The organism is Streptomyces sp. HUAS YS2, assembly GCF_033343995.1.
Lineage (GTDB): Bacteria > Actinomycetota > Actinomycetes > Streptomycetales > Streptomycetaceae > Streptomyces > Streptomyces solicathayae.
On the sequence record NZ_CP137573.1, the window covers coordinates 395,926 to 416,966 of the forward strand.

General features: G+C 73.9%; 23 protein-coding genes. 8 read left to right on the forward strand and 15 right to left on the reverse strand.

Annotated elements, in window-relative coordinates:
- Positions 1-36: 36 nt before the first annotated feature.
- Complete coding sequence (locus R2D22_RS01890; RefSeq protein ID WP_318100544.1) at positions 37-951, forward strand: formylglycine-generating enzyme family protein; 915 nt, start codon at positions 37-39, stop codon at positions 949-951.
- Between the two features lie 5 nt (positions 952-956).
- Here the strand turns inward: R2D22_RS01890 and R2D22_RS01895 are convergent, their stop codons facing one another.
- Genes R2D22_RS01895 through R2D22_RS01905 form a run of 3 tightly spaced genes read right to left on the reverse strand, consistent with a single transcriptional unit; the run spans position 957 to position 3,827 of the window.
- Positions 957-1,634, reverse strand: a complete 678-nt coding sequence (locus tag R2D22_RS01895) for a HisA/HisF-related TIM barrel protein (RefSeq protein WP_318100546.1) — start codon at positions 1,632-1,634, stop codon at positions 957-959.
- Positions 1,635-1,650: 16 nt separating this feature from the next.
- On the reverse strand, positions 1,651-2,643 hold the full coding sequence (gene pdxA, locus R2D22_RS01900) for a 4-hydroxythreonine-4-phosphate dehydrogenase PdxA (RefSeq protein WP_318100549.1): 993 nt from the start codon (positions 2,641-2,643) through the stop codon (positions 1,651-1,653).
- Entirely contained in the window at positions 2,640-3,827 is a 1,188-nt protein-coding gene (locus R2D22_RS01905; protein ID WP_318100551.1) for a four-carbon acid sugar kinase family protein, read from the reverse strand. Before R2D22_RS01905 ends, pdxA begins: the two co-directional genes overlap by 4 nt.
- Positions 3,828-3,950: 123 nt before the next feature.
- Here R2D22_RS01905 and R2D22_RS01910 point away from each other — a divergent pair, with 123 nt between their 5' ends.
- Positions 3,951-4,892 (forward strand): LysR substrate-binding domain-containing protein, encoded by a 942-nt coding sequence (locus tag R2D22_RS01910; RefSeq protein ID WP_318100553.1) that lies wholly within the window; start codon positions 3,951-3,953, stop codon positions 4,890-4,892.
- Here the strand turns inward: R2D22_RS01910 and R2D22_RS01915 are convergent.
- The gene (locus tag R2D22_RS01915) at positions 4,846-5,328 is read right to left on the reverse strand and encodes a DNA-binding protein (protein WP_318100554.1); all 483 of its coding nucleotides are present in this window, start codon (positions 5,326-5,328) and stop codon (positions 4,846-4,848) included. The genes R2D22_RS01910 and R2D22_RS01915 overlap by 47 nt on opposite strands.
- A gap of 188 nt (positions 5,329-5,516) precedes the next feature.
- On the opposite strand from R2D22_RS01915, the gene R2D22_RS01920 reads away from it, so the two are divergent.
- On the forward strand, positions 5,517-6,035 hold the full coding sequence (locus tag R2D22_RS01920; protein ID WP_318100556.1) for an AMIN-like domain-containing (lipo)protein: 519 nt from the start codon (positions 5,517-5,519) through the stop codon (positions 6,033-6,035).
- 85 nt (positions 6,036-6,120) lie between these two features.
- Here R2D22_RS01920 and R2D22_RS01925 read toward each other — a convergent pair whose 3' ends face one another.
- The 6 genes from R2D22_RS01925 to R2D22_RS01950 form a co-directional block, all read right to left on the reverse strand.
- On the reverse strand, positions 6,121-6,621 hold the full coding sequence (locus R2D22_RS01925) for an NUDIX hydrolase (RefSeq protein ID WP_318100558.1): 501 nt from the start codon (positions 6,619-6,621) through the stop codon (positions 6,121-6,123).
- A gap of 121 nt (positions 6,622-6,742) precedes the next feature.
- Complete coding sequence (locus R2D22_RS01930) at positions 6,743-7,639, reverse strand: YhjD/YihY/BrkB family envelope integrity protein (protein ID WP_411976960.1); 897 nt, start codon at positions 7,637-7,639, stop codon at positions 6,743-6,745.
- A gap of 117 nt (positions 7,640-7,756) precedes the next feature.
- Entirely contained in the window at positions 7,757-8,650 is an 894-nt protein-coding gene (locus R2D22_RS01935; protein ID WP_318100561.1) for an RNA polymerase sigma-70 factor, read from the reverse strand.
- A 108-nt stretch (positions 8,651-8,758) separates the two neighbouring features.
- On the reverse strand, positions 8,759-9,160 hold the full coding sequence (locus R2D22_RS01940) for a luciferase domain-containing protein (RefSeq protein WP_318100562.1): 402 nt from the start codon (positions 9,158-9,160) through the stop codon (positions 8,759-8,761).
- 151 nt (positions 9,161-9,311) lie between these two features.
- Positions 9,312-10,532, reverse strand: a complete 1,221-nt coding sequence (locus tag R2D22_RS01945) for a PP2C family protein-serine/threonine phosphatase (protein ID WP_318100564.1) — start codon at positions 10,530-10,532, stop codon at positions 9,312-9,314.
- A 413-nt stretch (positions 10,533-10,945) separates the two neighbouring features.
- Positions 10,946-11,767, reverse strand: a complete 822-nt coding sequence (locus tag R2D22_RS01950; RefSeq protein WP_318100566.1) for a maleylpyruvate isomerase family mycothiol-dependent enzyme — start codon at positions 11,765-11,767, stop codon at positions 10,946-10,948.
- Positions 11,768-11,962: 195 nt separating this feature from the next.
- Here R2D22_RS01950 and R2D22_RS01955 point away from each other — a divergent pair, with 195 nt between their 5' ends.
- The 3 genes from R2D22_RS01955 to R2D22_RS01965 all read left to right on the forward strand — a co-directional run bounded on the left by R2D22_RS01955 (position 11,963) and on the right by R2D22_RS01965 (position 14,878).
- The gene (locus R2D22_RS01955; protein ID WP_318100568.1) at positions 11,963-12,850 is read left to right on the forward strand and encodes an AAA family ATPase; all 888 of its coding nucleotides are present in this window, start codon (positions 11,963-11,965) and stop codon (positions 12,848-12,850) included.
- The gene (locus R2D22_RS01960; RefSeq protein ID WP_318100570.1) at positions 12,847-14,301 is read left to right on the forward strand and encodes a VWA domain-containing protein; all 1,455 of its coding nucleotides are present in this window, start codon (positions 12,847-12,849) and stop codon (positions 14,299-14,301) included. Before R2D22_RS01955 ends, R2D22_RS01960 begins: the two co-directional genes overlap by 4 nt.
- A 136-nt stretch (positions 14,302-14,437) precedes the next feature.
- Positions 14,438-14,878: an OsmC family protein gene (locus R2D22_RS01965; protein WP_318100573.1), complete on the forward strand. Its 441-nt coding sequence runs from the start codon at positions 14,438-14,440 to the stop codon at positions 14,876-14,878.
- Positions 14,879-14,892: 14 nt separating this feature from the next.
- Here the strand turns inward: R2D22_RS01965 and R2D22_RS01970 are convergent, their stop codons facing one another.
- Entirely contained in the window at positions 14,893-15,117 is a 225-nt protein-coding gene (locus tag R2D22_RS01970) for a hypothetical protein (RefSeq protein WP_318100576.1), read from the reverse strand.
- A gap of 220 nt (positions 15,118-15,337) precedes the next feature.
- On the opposite strand from R2D22_RS01970, the gene R2D22_RS01975 reads away from it, so the two are divergent.
- The gene (locus R2D22_RS01975; RefSeq protein WP_318100578.1) at positions 15,338-15,931 is read left to right on the forward strand and encodes a nucleosidase; all 594 of its coding nucleotides are present in this window, start codon (positions 15,338-15,340) and stop codon (positions 15,929-15,931) included.
- Positions 15,932-15,947: 16 nt separating this feature from the next.
- Here R2D22_RS01975 and R2D22_RS01980 read toward each other — a convergent pair whose 3' ends face one another.
- The 4 genes from R2D22_RS01980 to R2D22_RS01995 all read right to left on the reverse strand — a co-directional run bounded on the left by R2D22_RS01980 (position 15,948) and on the right by R2D22_RS01995 (position 19,854).
- Entirely contained in the window at positions 15,948-16,712 is a 765-nt protein-coding gene (locus tag R2D22_RS01980) for a metallophosphoesterase (RefSeq protein WP_318100581.1), read from the reverse strand.
- 288 nt (positions 16,713-17,000) lie between these two features.
- Positions 17,001-17,780: an alpha/beta fold hydrolase gene (locus tag R2D22_RS01985; protein ID WP_318100583.1), complete on the reverse strand. Its 780-nt coding sequence runs from the start codon at positions 17,778-17,780 to the stop codon at positions 17,001-17,003.
- A 65-nt stretch (positions 17,781-17,845) separates the two neighbouring features.
- On the reverse strand, positions 17,846-19,264 hold the full coding sequence (locus R2D22_RS01990; protein ID WP_318100584.1) for an MFS transporter: 1,419 nt from the start codon (positions 19,262-19,264) through the stop codon (positions 17,846-17,848).
- Entirely contained in the window at positions 19,261-19,854 is a 594-nt protein-coding gene (locus R2D22_RS01995) for a TetR/AcrR family transcriptional regulator (RefSeq protein WP_318100585.1), read from the reverse strand. Before R2D22_RS01995 ends, R2D22_RS01990 begins: the two co-directional genes overlap by 4 nt.
- An 88-nt stretch (positions 19,855-19,942) precedes the next feature.
- Here R2D22_RS01995 and R2D22_RS02000 point away from each other — a divergent pair, with 88 nt between their 5' ends.
- Positions 19,943-21,031: a magnesium and cobalt transport protein CorA gene (locus R2D22_RS02000; protein WP_318100586.1), complete on the forward strand. Its 1,089-nt coding sequence runs from the start codon at positions 19,943-19,945 to the stop codon at positions 21,029-21,031.
- The last annotated feature ends 10 nt before the right edge of the window (positions 21,032-21,041 follow it).

Sequence of the window (21,041 nt, forward strand, 5' to 3'; positions counted from 1 at the left end):
GACCGTATTGCCCTTTCTGTGGTTAAGGTGAACGGCATGACTGAGGGGCTGGAAATTCACGGGGTGCGGGCGGTGCCCGACGGCATGGTGTGGGTTCCGGGAGGGACCTTCGCCATGGGCAGCGAGAACTTTCATCCGGAGGAACGGCCCGTCCGGCCGGTCTCCGTCGCGGGCTTCTTCATGGACATCCGGCCGGTGACGAACGCGGAGTACGCGGCCTTCGTCCTGGCGACCGGTCACGTCACCGCCTCCGAAAGGCCGTCCGCCCCGCCCGCGCCGCCCCGGATCCCCGGCTCGTACGTCTTCCGGCCGACGGACGGCCCGGTGCCCCTCGACGACCGCAACCGGTGGTGGACCTACGTCCCCGGCGCCGACTGGCGCCACCCGCAGGGCCCGGCCTCCTCCCTGGAGGACCGCGCCGACCATCCCGTCACCCATGTCACCTACACGGACGCGACGGCGTACTCGGCCTGGGCGGGCAAGCAGCTTCCGACCGAGGCGGAGTGGGAGTTCGCGGCCCGCGGCGGGCTGGCCGGCACGGCGTACCCCTGGGGCGACGAGCTCGCCCCGCACGGCCGCCGGATGGCCAACACCTGGCACGGCGACTTCCCCTGGCGGCGCGCCGCGCCTCACGGCACCTCACCGGTCGGCGCCTACGACCGCAACGGCCTCGGGCTGCACGACATGGTCGGCAACGTGTGGGAGTGGACCTCGGACCCGGCCGCGGCCGAGCTGGCGGCACGCTCCGCCCACCCGTGCCGCGTGCCGGACGCCGACGGCGCGGCGGAAGGTTCCCGCAGCGCCGTGGCCCGCCACGCGCACCGGGTGGTCAAGGGCGGCTCGCATCTGTGCGCCCCTCGGTCCTGCCACCACTTCCGGCCGGCCGCTCGCCTCGCGGAGGCCGAGACCACCGCCGCCTGCCACCTCGGCTTCCGCTGCGTCAGCCGCTGAGCACGTCACCGTACGGGGGCACGCACCGCCTCGAGGACGGGGGCGAGCTGGGCGCGGAGGGTGCCGGCCCGGGGGCGCAGTGAGCCGTCGAAGGCCGCCGAGCCGATGGTGAAGGCGTCCGCTCCGGCGTCGGCGAGCGCCCGGATGCGTTCGGTGCTCGCGATGGAGCCCGCGACGACGAGGCGGCCCCCGGTGGCGGCGCGGGCCGCCCGGACCAGGTCCAGGGGGTCCGCGTCGGTGGCTCGGTACGCCAGCAGGTCCACGCCCGCGCAGCCGGCCGCCTCGGCGCGCCGGCAGTCCGCGGCGATCCGGTCGGGGCCACCGGCGAGCCGGGTGGGGTGACCGAGGGGTTCGCCGGCGAACGGCAGGTAGGCGATGCCGGTGCCGCGCAGCAGCGGCAGGGTGTCGTCGATCCAGGTGCCGCCGAGGAGTTGGTCGACGCCGAGCTCGACGGCGGTCCGGACGGACGCGAGCGCCTGCGCGCGGTCGGTGCTGACGACCTCGAGGTAGCTGGTGGCCCCCAGGGCGCGGATGCGGGTGTGCAGGCGGGCGAGGGTGTCCGCGTCGACGCCGACGTCCTTGAAGCCGATGTGGGTGATGCCGAGGCCGGCGATGTCGTCCAGGACGTCGAGGCAGTCCGTGACGGTTCGGTCGTCGCGGGTCAGCATGAAGATGAAGTCCACGGTGGTGCGGGTCCTTTCAGGAGCGCGGGGCGGCGGGGGCCGCGAGCGCGTCGGCGTGGCGCAGCGCGGTGAGCAGGGCTGCGTGGTCGGCGGCGCCGGTCCCGGCGAGGTCGAAGGCGGTTCCGTGGTCGACGCTCGTGCGGACGAAGGGCAGGCCGATGGTGATGTTCACGCCGTGCTGGAGTCCGAGGTACTTGACCGGGATCAGGCCCTGGTCGTGGTACTGCGCGACGACCGCGTCGAACTCGCCGGCGCGGGCCCGCATGAAGACCGTGTCGGCGGGCAGTGGGCCGTCGGCCTGAATGCCCTCGGCGCGGGCGGCGGCGACGGCGGGGGCGATGATGTCGAGGTCCTCACGGCCGAAGAGGCCGTTCTCGCCCGCGTGCGGGTTGAGCCCGGCGACGGCGATGCGCGGGGCGGGCAGGCCGGCGTGGCGCAGGGTGCGGTCGGTGAGCCGGATGATGTCGAGTTCGCGGGCCGGGGTGAGCGCGTCGATGGCGGTGCGCAGCGACTGGTGCACGGTGACGAGGACGACCCGCAGCTCGTCGGTGGCCATCATCATGGCGAAGTCGTCGGTGTCGGAGAGCTCCGCGAGGATCTCGGTGTGCCCGGGGTGCGGGATGCCCGCGAGGCGGAGCGCCTCCTTGTTGATCGGCGCGGTCACCATGGCCCGTACGGCGCCGCTCAGGGCGAGTTCGACCGCGCGGTGCACGTACCGGTACGAGGCGGCGCCGGCGCGGGCGTCGAGGGCGCCCCACGGCAGGTCGTCGGGCAGTGCGTCCTCATGGAGCACGTCGACGGTGCCGGGCTCGTACGCCGCCTCGTCGATCGAGGCGATCGGGCGGAGGGCGATCCCGGTGCGCACGGCCCGGTCGGCGCGGGCGAGGACCCCGGGGTCGCCGACGACGACGACCGGGCAGGGCGTACGGGCGGGGTCGGCGCAGGCCTTCAGGACGATCTCGGGGCCGATGCCGCAGGGGTCCCCCATCGTGAGGGCGATCGGCTTCACGATGCGTCCACCGTCCCGAGGGTCAGGCGGCTCAGCCGCACGAGCGTGTCGTCGTCGCCGAAGCCGCCGGCCTTGACGAGGACGGGGAGCGGGGCGGGGCCGCCGAGCAGCGTGCCGCGGGCGACGCCCGGCTCCGGTTCGTCGACGAGGTCGAGGCCGGTGCCGTCGAGGGCGTGGAGCACGGTGGCGGCCGTCTCTCCGCCGGTGACGACGAGCGCGTCGACGACGCCTTCAGCGGCCAGGGTCCGTACGGCGGCAGCCATGATCTCGGCGAGGGCGCGCGCGGTCGCGGCCGGGACGCGGGTGTCGGGGGTGGAGAGGGTCAGGACGGGGGCGGTCAGGCGGCGCAGCGAGGCGGCGGTGCCGGCGGCGGTGGAGGTCACGGTGACGCCGTCCGCGTCCGTCTCCGCGCGGAGCCGGGCGAGTTGGCGGCGGGTGGCCGGATTGGCGCTGCCCACGACGACCAGGGGGCGTCGGGCGGGCGGCGGCGGGGCGGCGGCGGCGCCCAGGGCTCCGGGGCCGGCGCAGCGGCGGGCGAGGGCGGCGGCGAGGCCCGGGGAGCCGACCCACAGCACCGCGTCGGGACGGGGCACGGCGGCGACGATCCGGTCGAGGTCGGCGTCGGTGCCGGCGGAGCAGACGAACAGGCCGCCGTGGCGGATCAGTTCCGGCAGCCGGCCGGCGACCTCGCCGGGCGCGACCGGCACGGATCCCGGCAGGACGGCGGTCAGGTCGGAGCGGGTGACCGGGTGGACCGGGTCGCGGGCGAACTCGCTCTCGTGGACCGGGACGCCCCGCACGTACTGGACGGAGCCGACGGTCGTACGGCCCTCCGCCGGGAACGCCGGGGCGACGACGACGGCGCGGCGGCCGGAGCCCTCCCGCGCGGCCCGGATCTCGGCGGCGACGTGGCCGCGCAGGGTGGAGTCGACGGTCTTGAGGAGCAGCGTGGCGTCCGCGCAGGCGCGGGCGGCCCGGCGCGTGCGGTCGGCGGCGGTGGCCTCGTCGAGGATCCGGGTGCCGAGGTCGATCGCGGTGACGTCGGGGCCGGGAGCGGCAGCGCCGGAGGCGGACGGCGCGGCAGGGGTGGCGAACAGGATCCGGGCGTCGTGGCCGGTGCGGCGGAAGGGGGCGGCGCCGTCCCCGGCGCTGGTGAGGTCGTCGGCCAGGATGGCGATGGCCATGCCTGTTCCTCCAGGGAGTCGGGTGCGGTGGTGCTGGCTGTTGTGACGGAATCGAGTCTGGTGCAGGGGAAACCCGCAGGACAAACGATTCGTTCTCACATGTCCCGTGAGTAGAATTCACACATGCCGCGCTGGCCCGATCTGCCCCCGCCGAACACGCTGCTGCCCTTCGAGGCCACGGTGCGGCACGCGAGCATGACCGCCGCCGCGCAGGAGCTGCACGTCACGCACGGGGCCGTGAGCCGGCAGATCCAGAACCTGGAGCGGGCGCTCGGGGTGACCCTGTTCGAGCGCGGAGCACGCACGCTGCGCCCCACGCCCGAGGCGCGCCAGCTGGCGGCCGTGGTCCGGGACGCGCTCGACCAGATCGACGCGGCGGCCGGGCAGGTGTCGCGGCGCGGCGCGGGCGGTCCGCTGACGCTGTCGTGCGAACCGACGCTGCTGATGCGGTGGCTGATCCCCCGGCTGCCCGACCTGACAGCGAGCGTCCCGGACGTGACGGTGCTGCTGTCCGCGGGCGGCGGGCCCGTCTCGTTCGACCGCGGCGGAGTCGACGTGGCGATCCGCCGGGACGATTTCCCGGTCCCGCCGGAGGTGAGCCGGACGCTGCTGTTCGCCGAGCGGATCGGCCCGGTCTGCCGCCCCGATCTCGCCGCCTCCGTCGAGCGACTGCCGCTGTTGCACACCCGGACACGGCCCGGCGCGTGGGAGGACTGGCGGCGGGCCGCGGGCGATACGAGCGAGGCCGGGGCCCAGGGCGGGAGCGCGGGCGAGCAGACCTTCGAGCACTTCTACCTGACGCTGCAGGCCGCGGCGGCCGGCGTCGGGGTCGCGATCGGGCCGTACGCGCTGGTGCGCGACGACCTGGAGCGCGGGCAGCTCGCCGCGCCCTTCGGTTTCCGCCCGGACGGCACGAGTTACTACCTCCTCGGCCCCCGGCCGCCGGAGCGGGACGAGCGCGTCGCGCGGCTCCTCGGCTGGCTGCGGGACCGTACCGACGGGCTGGACGCGGGCGACGTCACGCGTGCGGAGCCCCGTCCTCGTCGGGCGACCCGGTCCGGCTGACGAGGCGCTCGTAGCGCTGGCGGGCCGCCTGCGGCGTGCCGAGCCCGAGGCCGAAGGCGATCTCGGGCCAGGTCATCCCCCGCCCCCGGGCCATCTGCAGCAGCCCGGCCTCCAGTTCGTCCATCTCGCCGCGCACGAGCGGTACGAGGCTGAGCGCGGCAGTGATGTCGGCGCGATCCACCTCGGGCTCATCCTCGACCGGCAGCGTGGCACCGCTGAGCAGGAACGACACCAGCCGTACGGCCTCGTGCGGGCCGAGCATCGACGGATGCGTCTGGCGGCGGCGCTGCGCGTCGGTGGCGGCATGCCGCTCGGCGATGCGGAACAGCGAGGCGTGGACGCGTTGCGCGCGGGCCTGTTCGGGGTGCGCGGGGGTGAACGGATCCGCGGACGAGTCGGCGGACAGGTCGGCGGACGGCTCCGGTGTCGATGTCATGCGTCCAGAATGGGCTGACACACGGAGCAGTGTCAACGATTCGATGTGAACACTTTGTTTGCTTCACACTGGTGGTGAATTCGAAGAAATCGTCCCCTTTCGCACAAATCAACCGGAACCGTATGGTTCTGGTGGATGTCTTCACCAGTGACACCACTGTCCCCACAGCAGCAGGAATCGGGGGCGTCATGTTCCACCGCCAGGGCCTCGCGGCGGCCGCCGCGGGCATTCTTCTCGCCGCCGGGATCGGCGCCACCATCCCGGCCACCGCTTCCGCACCGCAGTCCCCCGCCACCGTGCCGTCGACCGCCCTCGTGGTCAACGCCCGGTGGGGCGGGCACGGCTCCTTCGACCGGCTGGTCATCGACGTGAAGGGCAAGATGCCGCCCGTCACCGTGAAGCCGGTGAAGGTGCTGCGGTACGACGGTTCGGGGAACAAGGTTCCGCTCGCCGGGAAGTACTTCCTGGAGATCAAGCTCTCCCCCGCCGCCGCCCACAATGACGCCGGTCAGTCCGTCTACAAGGGGCCGCGGCTCCTCAAGATCCATCTGCCCGTACTGAAGGGCCTCGCGTTCACCGGTGACTTCGAGGGCGTCGTCACCTTCGGTACCGCGTTCCAGGCCAAACCCGTGTACAAGACGTTCACGCTGCACTCCCCGGAGCGCTTCGTCCTGGACGTCAGGCACCCGCACGGCTGCCCTGTCTGACCGGGGAGCAAGGAGGACATCGACGCGGGCCCGGCCGCCGACGGCCGGGCCCGTCCCATGCCCTTGCCCTTGCCCTTGCCCTCAGTCAGATGAACGCGGCCGTCTCCAGGTACACGGCCGCGCCCTCCCGCCGCGCCCGGTCGATGTGCGCGAGCCGCTGGAAGTTCCGCGGGGTCATCTCGCGCTCCCACTCGGCGAGCGTGCACACCCGGTACTCGGTGTGCTCCTCGGGGTCCAGGACGACGGCCGCGATCTGCTCGTCGTCGAGCATCCCGCCGTCGAAGATGAAGCCGATGTGATTGGCGGGCCAGTCCTCGCCGCAAGGCGCGAGGAAGTGCGCTCCGAGCAGCCGCGGCTCGCCGTCGTAGGCGATCCCGGTCTCCTCGTGGCACTCGCGCACGGCCGTCTCCCAGGGCGTCTCGCCGGGGTCCATGTTCCCACCGGGCCACTGCCAGGCCTCCGAGCCGTACACCGAGCGCAGCTGGAACGGCCGGCCCGCGGTGTCGGTGAAGTACAGGCACGCGTACGCCGTGGCTCTCGGCAACGTCGCGATGTACTCGGCGGGCGGCAGCCAGGTCTTCGCCATGGGGTCAGCTCTCTCTCGACGGGTCTCCGGCCCATCCTCCCGACCGGGCGGCCGTGATCCGCCCGCCCCGGCACGGATCACCGAATCGTGTGATCGACTCGGGCCGGGGCCTGCGCTCGCGTCACTCCCAGTCGAGCGGTTCCAGGTCCATGCGCCGCATCACCCGTCGCTCGTGGAACAGCCGCCCCACGAGCGCGCCGCCGTAGACGACGAACCCCACGCCCACCAGCCAGGACTGCAGCACGAGCACAGTGCCGAACTGCCCGTACGTGACCGCGTTCGACGCGATCAGCGGGGAGAAGACGAACTGCGAGAACACCCGCAGCCCCAGCAGTCCCAGCGCGGTGCCGACCGCCCCCGGCATCAGCGCGCGCCAGCGGATGCGCCCGCACAGCAGGAACCGCTGCGACCACCAGAAGAACAGGAACGTGCCGACGAGGTCGGCCAGGGCCACCAGGAGCGTGAGCGGCGCGGAGGACTCCTCCGGCTGGGGCGCGTTGACGAAGAGCAGCAGCGCGGCAACGAGCACCGCGAGCCAGACGACGTGCCGCCACATCGTGTGCCAGCGGGCGGTGGGCAGATCCCAGGCCCGCTCGTACCCGGTCTGCACCGCGGAACCGAAGGTGACGCCGAACGCGGCGAGCGCGGCGAGACCGAACGCGGTGGTCCGTTGCAGTGCCTGACCGGGCTTGCCGAAGAGCTGCTCGACCTCCTCCTGGGACACCTCGGACACGCCGAGCCCCTGCACCAGCCAGCGTGCGAAGCCCTGACCGCTGGCCAGGTCGGCGGCCGCGACCACGATGAGGAGCGGGACGAGGGTGAGCAGGCTGAGCGCCGCGAAGCCCATCGCCCGGTGCATCAACTCCATTTCCCGGCCGCGGTTCCAGGCCAGCCCGACGACCGAGGTCACGACGCGCACGTGGAGCCGGTGGAACCAGTGTCCGTGCGCGGGCTCGGGACCGGGACGGCGACCGGGACCGGGCTCGGGACCAGGGCCGGGATCGGAGGAATGCGGCATGTTCGGTCGAGTACCCGCCCACGGGCCCGACGTCTCCGACGTGCCGCCGAACGGGTGTCGACGGCGGCACGTCGGGTCACGCCACGTGTCGTCAGGCGTGTGCGGGCCGACCCGGATTCAGAGCGCGCGCTCCGGGTCCAGACCGGTGAGCTTGTCGGGGTTCACCTGGAAGCGCAGGTTCACGAAGAGCCCGTCGACCACGTCGAAGGTGAGCGCCCCGATCGGTACGTCTCCCATGAAGGCCAGCACGCCCTCCTCCCCGTTGATGTGCGCGGGGCGCAGCGTGATTCCCTGGCTCTCGGGCTTGGCGAAGATGCCGACGATCCAGCGGGCGACCGCGTCCACGCCGTGCAGCGGCCGGCGGGCGGCCGTGACCTTGCCGCCGCCGTCGGACCAGACGGTGACGTCGGGGGCGAGGAGTTCCATCATGGCGTTGAGGTCGCCGCCCGAGCAGGCCGCGAGGAAACGGTCCGTCGCCTCGCGTCGGCGGGCGGTGTCGGCGTCGTAACGGGGGCGGCGGGCCTGGACGTGCTCCCGCGCCCGGTGGGCGGTCTGACGGACCGTGGCCTCGCTGCGCTCCAGGGCCGTCGCGATCTCGGCGTGGCTGTAGCCGAAGACCTCGCGCAGCAGGAAGACGGCGCGTTCGAGCGGGCTCAGGCTCTCCAGGACGACCAGCATGGCGGTGGAGACCGTCTCGGCGAGCTCGGTCTCCTCGGCGATGTCGGGCGTGGTGAGCAGCGGCTCGGGCAGCCAGGGGCCCACGTACGCCTCACGGGTGGCGCGGGCCGACGTCAGCCGGTTGAGCGAGAGGTTGGTGACGGTCCGTACGAGATAGGCGCGGGGGTTGCGCACGGCGGAGCGGTCGGCCCCGTCCCACTGCAGCCAGGCGTCCTGCAGGACGTCCTCGGCGTCGGCCACGCTGCCGAGCATGCGGTACGCGGTGGCGAACAGGAGCCGCCGGTGCTCGGTGAACGGGACGAGCGGGTCGGCGACGGCGGGCGAGTCGATCACATGCGCCAGACTGCCAGCCGCCCGCCCGCCCGGCAAGGACGGAACGGGCGACGAGGACGGCAGGGGCGTCAGGCGGCCATGGGGGCCTCGAAGCGCCGGGCAGGTGCGTCAGGGGCGGCCCACCGCGCGCCGTGTCGCGGTACGGCCGGTCTCACGGGTGCAGTGGTCCGGAGCTCCGGCGTCCGCGCCGCCCGGGAGGGCAGCGGTGGACGCCTGGAGCGCGGCGCTCACCAGGGTGGCGAGCAGGTCGATGTCCGACCCCATGTCCAGACGCACCGTCACCCAGCCCGACCCCGCGCGGAGTCGCACCGCGGTGGACCCGATCAGTGCCGGGCGCAGTTTGGCGATCATGGAGCGGGTGAGGTGGACGTCGGCTTCGTGCTCGCCGTGGAAGTGCACGATCTCCTGCGTGGTGGTGCGCAGTCCGAGCTCCGCACCGCAATGGGCGCGGTCGGCGATCAGCGACGGCCAGCTCATCAGCCGTTCACTGGCGTGCCGGGCTGTGTTCATACCCGGATCGTGCCGCTCACCGGGGGATTCGCACAAGGCGGTTGACCGAGCAATTCGCGCCGTAGGCGCGCATGTACGCACCGAGGGGCGCACGAGGGCGCGAACGGGGCCGTACCGGGGCGTCCCCGGGGACGGTACGGAGCCAGAGAAATCAGGGAAATGGGGTGGGGCGGGCGTCGGGTCGGAGGCCGGGGACGGGGCCACGGTCGCGGATCCGGGCGGCCAGGACGGCCACGTCGTCCTCGGCGTGGCGGGCGTCGAGCCGGCGCAGCACTTCCTCGACCACCTCCTCCGGCGCGGCCCCCGGCCGCATGCGGAGGGCTGCCAGCCGCTCCAGGGAGACGTCGATGTCCTCGCCCCGCCGCTCCACCAGGCCGTCGGTGAACAGCAGGAGCGTCTCGGAGGCGGCGAGTTCACGGGTGCCGAGTTCGTAGCCGCCGAAGCCGGTGCCCAGCGGTGGACCCACCGGGACCTCCACGATGTCGGCGGAGCCGTCGGCCGTGAAGACGACCGGCGGGAGGTGCCCGGCGCTCGCGAAGCCGGCCGCGCCGCGTGTCGGGTCGACCCGTACCAGCAGGCAGGTGGCGGGGCGCCGGGCGCGGTCCTCGGCGACGACGGTGTCGAGCTGGCGCAGCACCCGGTGCGGAGGCAGATCGGTTGAGGCGACCTCGCGCAGCGCGGAGCGGTACGCGTTCATGTCCACGGCGGCGTCGAGACCGTGGCCCATGACGTCGCCGACGACGAGCAGGCTGCGGCCGAAGTGGAGCCGTACCGTCTCGAACCAGTCGCCGCCCACGAGGGTCCGCGGGCCGGACGGGAGGTAGCGGCCGGCGATCTCCAGGTTCGGATGGGGGCGGCCGGGCTCGGCGACCAGCGCGCGCTGCAGGTGCAGGGCGGTCTCCTCGGTCGCCGCCAGCCGGCGGGCGTGCCCGAGGTGGGTCGCGGCCATCTGTGCAGCGGTCCGGAGCGTGGCGCGCTCGTGCGCGGTGAAGGGGCCCTCGGCGCGGGCGGCGAGCAGGGTGCCGTGGAGCAGGCCGTGCGCGGCGAGCGGGACGGAGACGGTGCGCGAGGTGTCGGTGTGGTCCAGGAGGTCCTCAGGCCCGACCTGGGCCGCGCGGCGGGCCGTGGACGGGGCGGCCGGCGGGGCCGCCTCCGGCCGCTGGTCCCCCAGGTCCACAGGTTCGGGGAGCAGGTCGACGGCCGCCGCGTCGCACAGACGGTCCCGGAGGAAGGCCACCGTCTCGCGGCAGACGGAGTCCACGCCGAGGGTCGCACCGATCCGGTCGGCCGCCTCCTCCAGGGCACGCAGCCGGTCCAGCACGGCCGCGTGCTCCCGGGCCGGCACCCCCTGGGCACCCTCGCGCTCCGACACGGCACCTCCACCTCGGCAGCCCACTCCGAGCAGCACCCGACACAGCCATTCCATCAGCACCACGGGCCACACGGCACACCGAGCGGGTGACAAGGGATCGTTTCAGCAGGACAGCGGCGCACGTCGGGGGTGTGGGCGGGGAAGGCGCGCAGTGTCGTGCGCTCCAGGAGCGCAAACCTGATCGATCACGGCGACCGGCAACCGGACGGACGCCACGACCACGGTCTTCACCGGGGCGGGCTGCACCGGCGACCACTTCACGATGCGCCCGCTCACCGGCTACGGCTCTGCGCGGCTCAAGCTCCGGTCGGTCGTCTTCTCCTGATCTTTGCCTGAAGGCCGTCACGGTCCGAGTCTCACCCTCGACCTCGACCTGAACCTCCACCTGAGGTTCAGGTCGAGGTCGGGTTGCTTCAGGGCGCCACGAACAGGGTCGGGAAGCGGGGTGCCAGCCATGGCTTGCGTCCCCAGCTCAGCACGCGGCCCCTGGCCACGGCGCCCCACGGCCCGCGGCGCCCGAGCCCCATGAGCAAGAACGCGACGGGCTCGGTGAAGATCGTGCAGTCCGGGCGGTCCACCGGGCGGGCGCTGACGGTGACGGCACCGTCCACCACGGTGACGCCGAACCGTGCACCGCCCCACAGCCGGACCGTGAAGCGGGCGCTGAGGTCCGCGACGGCCCCCCGGTCCACCACTCTGGGCATGGCGGTCAGCATGAACGGCAGCGTCAGCTCCACTCGCGTGCGGTCGATCATGTGCGGCGTGCGCAGGGCCCTGGCCAGGTCGTAGCCGTGGCCGAGCATGTGCGTCAGCAGGTACGAGCCGAACGTGGCGGGGTCCATCGGGCCCAGTGGCGTCACGAGGACCTCCTCCGGGTCGCGCTCCTCGATCGCCGTGAGGAAGTCCGCGGCCTGCTGCGCGATCAAATCGGCCAGCGGCGCGGCGGCGCGCTCGCCGAACTCGGCGAGGACGCGACTGTTGGCGTCGGCGATGCTTCCCGGGGTGCCGTCGCCGTGCGTGCGCGCATGGCCGGCCGCCACCTCTGCCATCAGCAGGTTGGCCTGCGCGAGATGGGCCGCGGTCTCGCCGACCGTCCACGTCAGGCCGGGCACCGGCAGCCCGGTGTCGGGCGCGTCGCGCAGCAGGGCCGCGATCTCGTCCGCGGTGTCGCGTATCGCCCGCCCGAGGCCCGGGGGCAGCAGGCCCGGCCGCCGCTCCGTGGTCTCCTCCGTCATGTGCGTGAACCCCTTCCCGGCCGCGCCTGTCCTCGGCCGGTGACTCTGGCAGAGACGCCGCCGCCGGTCGACCCCCGAGCGGGTTCGGCGTGACGTTCACCGCAAACGTCGGCGCCCCGTTGTGCGGCGGCGCGACGGGCTGATCAAGTACGGGAGCAGCATCGACGCGTTTCGGGAGAGCCGGGGGAACACGCCATGACGACCGGGGAATTCAGCTCCAGCGGGTACTTCGCCTCGGTGGACGACGTGGCCGCGCGGCTGGCCGAGACCGGCTATCTCGCCTCGCCCGCGGTCGCCACCACCGTCTTCCTGGCGGACCGGCTGGGCAAGCCGCTGCTCGTGGAGGGGCCGGCCGGTGTCGGCAAGACCGAGCTGGCGAAGGCGGTCGCCCAGGTCGCCGGCGCGCGTCTGGTGAGGCTCCAGTGCTACGAGGGCGTGGACGAGTCCCGTGCCCTGTACGAGTGGAACCACGCGAAGCAGTTGCTGCGCATCACGGCGGGGCGCGGGGAGAACTGGGACGAGGCCCGCACGGACATCTTCAGCGAGGAGTTCCTGCTGGCCCGTCCGCTGCTGACGGCGATCCGCGGGGACGACCCGAAGGTGCTGCTGGTCGACGAGATGGACAAGGCGGACATCGAGGTAGAGGGGCTGCTGCTCGAAGTGCTCAGCGACTTCCAGGTCACCGTGCCGGAGCTGGGCACGATCGGCGCGACGCGCCGGCCGTTCACCGTGCTCACGTCGAACGCCAGCCGCGAGCTGTCGGAGGCGCTGCGGCGCCGCTGCCTCTTCCTGCACATCGGGTTCCCGGACGAGGCGCTTGAGCGCCGGATCGTCCGGATGAAGGTGCCGGGCATCGACGAGGCGCTGACGGCCTCGGTGGTGCGGGTGGTCGCGGCGCTGCGGGCGATGGACCTGCGCAAGGCACCCTCGGTCGCGGAGACCGTCGACTGGGCCCGCACGCTCCTGGCGCTCGGCGCGGCGACGCTGGACGAGACCGTGGTGCGGGAGAGCCTCGGGGTGGTCCTGAAGCACCAGGAGGACATCCTGAAGGCCGCGGCCAAGCTCGATCTGGACGCCGTGTGATCGCGGACCCGGGGGCGGGGGCCGCCGCCTCGCCGGCGGGGGTCGCGGACCGGCTGACGGGGCTGGTCCAGGCGCTGCGGGCGCACGGGCTGGCGATCGGGCCGGGTGAGACCGTGGACGCGGGGCACGCGCTGGAGGCTCTGGGGTTCGAGGACCGTGAGCGGATGCGGGAGGGCCTGGCGGCCACGCTGCTGCACCAGGAGGGCCACCGGGCGCTGTTCGACCGGGTCTTCGACCTGTACTTTCCACTGCGCGTCGGGGTCGCGGACGGGCCTCCTCCCGAGGCGGGGACGCCGGACACGGCGGAGCTGCGCGAACGCCTCGTCGCCGCGCTGGCGGCCGACGACCGGGCCCTGCTCGACCGGTTGGCGGCGGAGGCGGTGGGCGCGCTCGGCGGCTACGGCTCGACGCCGGGGGCGGACGGCTGGTCCTCGTACCAGACCCTGGACCGGCTGCGGCCGCAGACCCTGCTCGTACGGGTCCGGGCGGCGATCCGCGCGGAGCGGGCGGGCCGCTCCGGAGGTACCGGCGGGTCCGGGGGCGGCGGCGGAGGCGGTGCGGAGGCGGCGGAGTTCACCGACCGGCTGGACGACGACGAGATCCGGCGGCGGATCGAGGCGTTCCGGGTCCGGGTGGGGGCGGAGGCCCGGCGCCGGGTCGCCGAACGGCAGGGCAGGGACCGGGTCGCGCGCCGCGCCGTCGGCGGGACGCCGGAGAGCGTGGACTTCCTGCTCGCGGGGCGCGCCCAGCTCGACGAACTGCGCCGTACCGTACGGCCGCTGGCGCGCACCCTCGCCACCCGGCTGGCGGCGCGCCGCCGCAATGCGGCCCGGGGCAGCATCGACCTGCGGCGCACGCTGCGCGGGTCGCTGTCGACCGGAGGTGTCCCGATGCGGCCGGTGCTGCGCCGGCGGCGGCCCGGACGACCGGAACTCGTGCTGCTCTGCGACGTGTCGGGGTCGGTGGCCGGGTTCGCGAACTTCACCATGCTGCTGGTGCAGGCGTTGCACGACCAGTTCAGCAAGGTACGGGTGTTCGCCTTCGTCAACCGCGTCGACGAGGTCACGGAACTCGTGGCGCGCGCCTCCGCGGACCCGGCGGGGCTCGGCGAGCGGGTCCTCGCCGAGGGGACGCTGACGAGCTGGCACGGGCAGAGCGACTACGGCACGGCGCTGGGCGAGTTCGCCGAGCGGTTCGCGGACGCGGTGGGCCCCCGGACGGTCGTGTTCGTCCTGGGCGACGCGCGGACGAACATGAGCGACCCGAACCTCCCGGCCCTGAAGGCGATCGCGGACCGCGCGCGGCGGGTGTACTGGCTCAATCCCGAACAGCCCTCGCTGTGGCAGACCGGCGACTCGGTCGCGCTCACGTACGCGGGGTTGGTGGAGATGCATCCGTGCCGCAACGCACGTCAGTTGGGGGCGCTCATCGCCCGGCTGATGCCGGTCTGAGGCCGGACCGAGGACGGACCGAGGACGGCCTGAAGCCGGTGTGAGGCTGGTTCACGGCGCGCCCGGTTGGCGTGGGCGGAGGACGTGGGGTTCCTTGGGTGGACACGCCGTATTCGACCCCGAGGAGCCCCGCACCATGGCCGACTACCGCATCGAGACCGTACGGGACGGCTTCCGGAGGTGGACCGCTCGCAACGACCGGGGCGCGGAGGTCCGGATCGGGGCGGCGGACGACGACGGGGCGCAGCCGTCGTTCACGCCGGTGGAGCTGTTGCTGGCGGCCATGGGCGGATGCGGCGGCCTGGTGGTGGACCGGACCGCGCGGACCGTCGAGCACGACGGGCTGCGGATCGTGGTCGAGTCGGTGTCCGGACCGGAGGACGAGGGCCGGGTGGGGCGGATCAGGGTGAGCTACGAGATGGAACTGCCGGCGGGTGACGAGCAGGCCGCGGAGAAGTTCGCCCGCGGGGTGCGGCTGACGCACGAGCGGTACTGCACGGTCAGCCGCACGGTGGAGCACGGCACGGCGGTGGAGGCGGTCCTCCCGGACGGCACGACCGCCTTCGAGGGCGGCTGAGGCCGTCGGGGGTGTCAGCTGTCCAGGGGCCAGATCCCGTCGGCGGCCCGGTCGGCCGCCGCGTGCCACCAGGCGGGCGGCGAGCCGGCCGCGGGCCGCGCGGTGGGCTGATCGGGGTGCAGGCCGAGCGGGCGCAGTGCCTCGGCGCGGACCCGGACGTCGAACCAGCCGTGCCAGCGGCCGTCGGGCCCGGGGCCGCAGGACAGGCTCCAGCCGATGTCCTCGGGGCGGAACGGCATCCAGTCGACGCCGCGCTCACGCAGTCAAGCGCGGACGGCGGCGAGCGGTGCGGGGCGGCCGGCGACGTTCCCGTATCCGGCGATCGTGATCCACTCGGGGTGGGGGAAGCTCGGGGAGGTCATGGCGTCGATCATGCCCGCCGCCCAGGGCCGGGGGCACCCTCTTTTCAGCGCCGCCCCGGAGTTCGCTCGCCGGCGCGGCACGGTTAGCGTGGGGGCCATGGAACTCATGGGGCAGATCACCACCGACCGTCCGCTGCTCGTGCTGGCCGTCAAGGAGGAGGCGCAGTTCCTCGCGACGAGGCTGCCGATCCTGCTGACCGGCATGGGCAAGGTGAACGCGGCGACCGCCCTGTCCACCGTCCTCGGGCGCGGCCCGCTGCCGTCCGGGATCGTGAATCTGGGCACGGCCGGCGCGCTGCGCCCCGGCTGGACGGGCACCCATGTCGTCGGGACCGTGCTCCAGCACGACCTCGACGGCGATCTGCTGGCCACGCTGACCGGCGAACGCTACGGCGCGCCCCTGACGCTGCCGGACGGCGACGGTGACGGGGCCGCGACGTTGGCGACGGGTGACGCCTTCATCTCGGACGAGGCGGCCCGCGCCCGCCTCGCGGAGCGGGCGGCCCTGGTCGACATGGAGGGCTACGCCCTGGCGACGGCCGCCCGCCTGGCCGGAGTGCCGCTGCGGATCGTCAAGCACGTCAGCGACGAGGCCGGCGAGGGAGCGGCCCGCAGCTGGCGCGAGTCGGTCGCAGAATGCGCCCGCGCGCTGGCCGACTGGGCCGCGGCCGAGGTCCCGCACTACTCCTGAGCGGACGAGCCCGGCGTCAGACGGACACCGTGCGGTAGTGGGTGGTCAGCCGGCCCTCGTCGTCGAGGACGTGGAAGGCGAGGGCGGGCGGCAGGTCCAGGTGCACGTACTCCACGGTCGTTCCGGGGTGCTCCCACGGCAGCCGGAGCGCCGAGACGACACCGGGCGCGACCAGCAGCGGGCGTCCGGCGAAGGTCGTGGCGGCCGCCGTGTGGGCGTGACCGGCGAGGAACGCGGCCAGGTGCGGGTGCCGGCCCGCCAGTGCGGCGAGCCGCTCCTCGCCGAACTGCCGGATCTCGTCCACGAACGGCGTGTTCAGCGGCACGGGCGGGTGGTGGAAGCCGACGAGGACGGGCACGTCCCGCGGCGTCCCGCTCAGCACGTCCTCCAGCCACTCCAGCGTCTCGTCCTCGAGGAACCCCTCGTCCTTGCCCGGCACGGACGAATCGCACAGCGCCACGACGAAGCCGTCCCCACGATGCACCCGGTTGACCGGAGCATCCGGCCGCTCCCCGTCCTCGAGGCCGAGCAGCGAGCGGCGGAACGTCCCGCGGTCGTCGTGATTCCCCGGGCACACGAGTACCGGATGCCGGGACCGCAGCAGCTCGCGGACCGTCTCGTACTCGACGGGGCTCGCGTGATCCGCGATGTCACCGGTCACGAGAACGGCGTCCAGCGCGTACGGCAGCCCCTCCAGGTACTCCATGACGGCCCTGGTCCGGGCGGCGCTGCGCTCTTCTTCGTCGACGTGGATGTCGCTGACGTGGGCGATGACGATCACGGTTCACGTTCCTCGTTGGGTGCCTGACAGTCTCGGACCGACCGTACGGTCGCCAACGCGCCTGCGGGAAGGGCCAGTTCGGCACCAGCGGCGTCTCCGGGCACGAGCTGGACCTCGCCTCGGGGCGCACCGTCGGCGCGCCTCTGCGCTCGCACCACCCTTGGCTGGACATATCGCTATGAACCGGGCATAGCCGGGGGGCCTTCGGGCAGCCGCCCAGCAGGCCCCGTCGTACCACTTCCCCTCCGTGCGGCGGGGCCGCGGCGACCCCGCCCGCACTGCGGCGGATCAGGCGGCCGGGCGCGCCCCGGCGAGGGCGCGGACCAGCGTCTCCGCGAACCCGCCCGGGTTCTCGATCAGCATGTTGTGGCCGGCGCCGGGCACCTCGAAGACCGGCACCCCGGCCGCTGCCACGCCGTCGGCCTCCGCATCGGGGCGGCTGTGCGCGCCGACCAGGAACGCGCGCGGCCGGTCGAGCCCGGTCAGCAGCTCGCCGCCGGACGGCACGGTGCCTTCGAGGAGGGCGACGGCGCTGCGGTGCAGCGCGGCCGGGTCGGTGAGCCGCACCCGGGCCGCGTAGTCGGGCGCCTGCTCCGTGAGCATGCGGGCGTACCCCTCCCGTACGAACTCCTCCTCGGACTGCTTCGCCACCGGGGTGCTGAACGCACCGCCGCCCGGGTACAGGTTCGGTTCGGCGACCACGAGGCGGGCCACCAGATCCGGGCGGGCCGCGGCGAGTTGGATCGCGACCGCGCCACCCATCGAGTGCCCGACGAGGTCCACGTCCCGGATCCGCTCGTGGTCGAGGAGTTCCGCGACCACCGCGGCCTGCTCCGCCATGGTGTAGTCGAAGTCGCGGGGGCGGTCGCTCAGGCCGTGGCCGAGCAGGTCGACCAGCAGCGACCGGGCGCCGGACAGGCCGGGCCGGGCGACGACGTGCGCGAAGTCGGAGGACGCCGAGCAGCCCAGGCCGTGCAGGTACACCCGTACCGGGGCGACCAGGTCGTCGCCCGGGATGTCCAGCCAGCGGATGTACGCCTCTGTTCCGGCCGGCCGAAACTCCCTCACCGCGAACCTCCTTGTCACGCCGTCCTCGTCGTCCCGGCCACCCTATGCCGATCGCGCTCCGAAGATCACTTCCGTGGCAGCCGTGCCGCGAGCAGCACTCCGACCGCGGCAACGGCGGCGAGGGCGGTCAGGGCGGGGCCGGTCGCCTCGGCGAAGGCGCCGCGGGCCAGCAGGGTCGTGGCCAGGGCGACACCGAGCACCGGTCCGACGTTCATGGCGGTCTGCTGGAGGCCACCCGCGACGCCGGCGTCGGCGACCGAGGCGTGCCGCACCACGACCGTCGTCGCGGTGACCATCACGGCGCCGAACCCGGCGCCGACGAGCAGCGACGCGCCGGCGACGGCCACGCGGCCGGAGTCCGGGTCGAGCCGGGCCAGCAGCAGGACCCCGAGGGCGAGCAGCAGCGCCGCGCCGACGGTCGTCCGGCGCGGGCCCCAGCGCCGCGCCAGGAGCGCGGCGAGGGGCGCGGCCAGGACCATCATGACGGCGAGCGGGAGTACGGTCAGCCCGGTCGCCAGCGGGTCCAGGCCGAGCACGTCCTGCAGGAAGTACGTGCACACGAAGAGGGCGCCGAACAGCGCCGCGGAAGCTGCGACGAGGGCACCGAGCGCGCCCCGGACGGCGGCGGGCGCGAGCACCCGGGGCGGTACCAGCGGGCTCGCCGTGCGCCGCTCGCGGCGGACGAACGCCGCGCCGAGGGCCGCCGCCGCGACGAGACCGAGGACGGACCCCCCGCGCGAACCGCCATCCGGCAGTGCGACGAGGGCGTGCACGAAACAGGCCAGGGCCGCCGCGAGCATCCCCGCCCCCGGCAGGTCCAGCGGGAGCGGCGCGGCGGGCGAGGGCTCGGGGTTCTCCCGGTACAGGAGCGCGGGCACGGCGATCGCGAGGGCCGGCACGACGGTGAGCAGGAAGACCGCGCGCCAGCCGAAGTGCGCGACGAGGACGCCGCCGACGAGCGGTCCTGCGGCCGCCGCGAGGCCGATGGCGCTGGTGCGCAGCGCGAGCGGCATGCCGAGCCGGTCGGGCGGGTAGACGGCGCGCAGCATCCCGAGGGTGGCGGGCTGGAGCAGCGCCCCGAACACGCCCTGGGCGACCCGCAGTGCGACGACCCAGCCGATGCCGGGGGCGAGGGCGATGCCCGCGGACGCGGCGGCGAAGCCGAGCGTGCCGACGGCGAAGATCCGGCGGTGGCCGTAGCGGTCGCCGAGGCGCCCGGCGAGGACCAGCAGGCTCGCCACGGCGATCAGGTAACCGGTGCTGGTCCACTGGACCTGCGCGAACGTGGCGTCCAGGTCGCGCTGCAGGGTCGGCTGGGCGACGGTGAGCAGCGTCCCGTCGAGCGCCACGATCACGGCCCCGGTGATGCTCCCGGCCAGCGTCACCCCCCGCCGGGCGCGCGACACGGCACTCCCGGGCTCCGGTGCGTCCGCGCGCGAACCGGAGCCCGCCGTGGCCGGCGCCTCCGCCGCTCCCCCGCTCATCGTCCGTCCTCCGGCCCGAGATGCGCGTCGAGCGCGGCCCGCAGCAGCGGTTCGACGGCGTCCGCGCCGGTCGCCAGCTGGAGGCTGCCCCAGCCCCAGAGCTGGGCGATGCCGTGCAGGTTGGCCCAGAGCGCCCCCGCGGCCACGGCGGGCGGAACGGTGCCCTGCGGCCGGGCGCTGCCGACGAGCGCCACGAACTCCGCGAAGAGCGGCAGGCTGGTGGCGCGCAGGCCGCCCTTCTGCCCGCTCTCCAGCAGGTCGTGGCGGAACATCAGCTCGTACATGCCGCGCTCGCCGAAGGCGAAGTCGAGATAGGCCCGCCCCAGCGCGGCGACGCGCTCCCGGGGCGTCGCCGCGTCGTCGCCGACCGCCGCCGCGAGCCGCGCGCCGAGCGCGCCGAAGCCCTCGGCCGCGATGGCGGACAGCAGCGAGAGATGGGTCGGGAAGTGGCGCCGGGGTGCTCCGTGCGAGACACCGGCCCTGCGGGCGATCTCGCGCAGGGACAGCGCCTGCACGCCCTCCCGTGTCACGAGTTCGACTCCGGCCGCCACCAGACGGGCCCGCAGCCCGGCTTCCTGCTGATCACTCATGGCACCTTGTCTACCACCAGGGCGTAGACACTGTCTACGAACGAACAGATGGCACACTGTCCGCCGGTCGAACGAAGGAGCCACCCGCGTGTCCGTGATCCGCAACCTCAGGCGTCTGATGCGCCGCGCCTACAAACGGACCGTGGACCTGAGCCATCCCGCCCGGTCCCCGCTGGGCAGTTCGGTCGTCAACTGCGTGATCTACGAGAACGGGGTGCGGCAGCCGGGCGCCTACCCGGCGGAGGAGGCGCTGGCCCGGGTCCGCAAGGCGGGCACGGGATTCGTCTGGGTCGGTCTGCACGAACCGTCGGGCGAGGAGGTCACCCGCATGACCGAGCTGTTCGCGCTCCATCCGCTCGCGGCGGAGCACGCCCTGCACCACCACCAGCGGCCGCGTTTCGAGCGGTACGACGACACGCTCCTCGCCGTCCTGAAGACCTGCCGCTATGTCGAGCACGGGGAACTGACCGCGACCAGCGAGGTGGTGGACACCGGTGAGCTGCTGGTCTTCGCCGGGCCGGACTTCGTCCTGACGGTCAGCCACGGCCGACACGGCTCGCTCGGACCGCTGCGGGAGGCCCTCGAGTCGGTCCCCGACCAACTCGCGAAGGGGCCTGCCGCTGTTCTGCACGCGGTGACGGACCGCGCGGTGGACGACTACCTCGCCGTGACCGACGCCCTGCAGAACGACCTCGACGCCGTCGAGACGCAGGTGTTCAGCGAGGACGCGGCGCGGGCCGACCCCGGGCACATCTACCAGCTCAAGCGCGAGCTCATGGAGCTGAAGCGGGCGGTGGCCCCGCTGGACCGTCCGCTCCAGCAGCTGGCGGCCGGTCCGACGACGCCGATCGACGCCGAACTCGTCCCGTACTTCCGGGACGTGGCGGGGCACCTCACGCGGGTGACGGAGCAGATAGCGTCGTACGACGCGCTGCTCGACTCCATCCTTCAGGCGCACCTCGCGCAGGTGACGCTCGCGCAGAACGAGGACATGCGGAAGATCACCGCCTGGGCGGCGATCATCGCGGTGCCGACGATGGTGTGCGGCGTGTACGGGATGAACTTCGACCACATGCCGGAGCTCCACTGGGAGTACGGCTATCCCGCCGCGCTCGGCGCGATGGCCCTGGCCTGCTACGTGATCCACCGCAGCTTCCGCCGCAACGGCTGGCTCTGAGCGGCGGCCG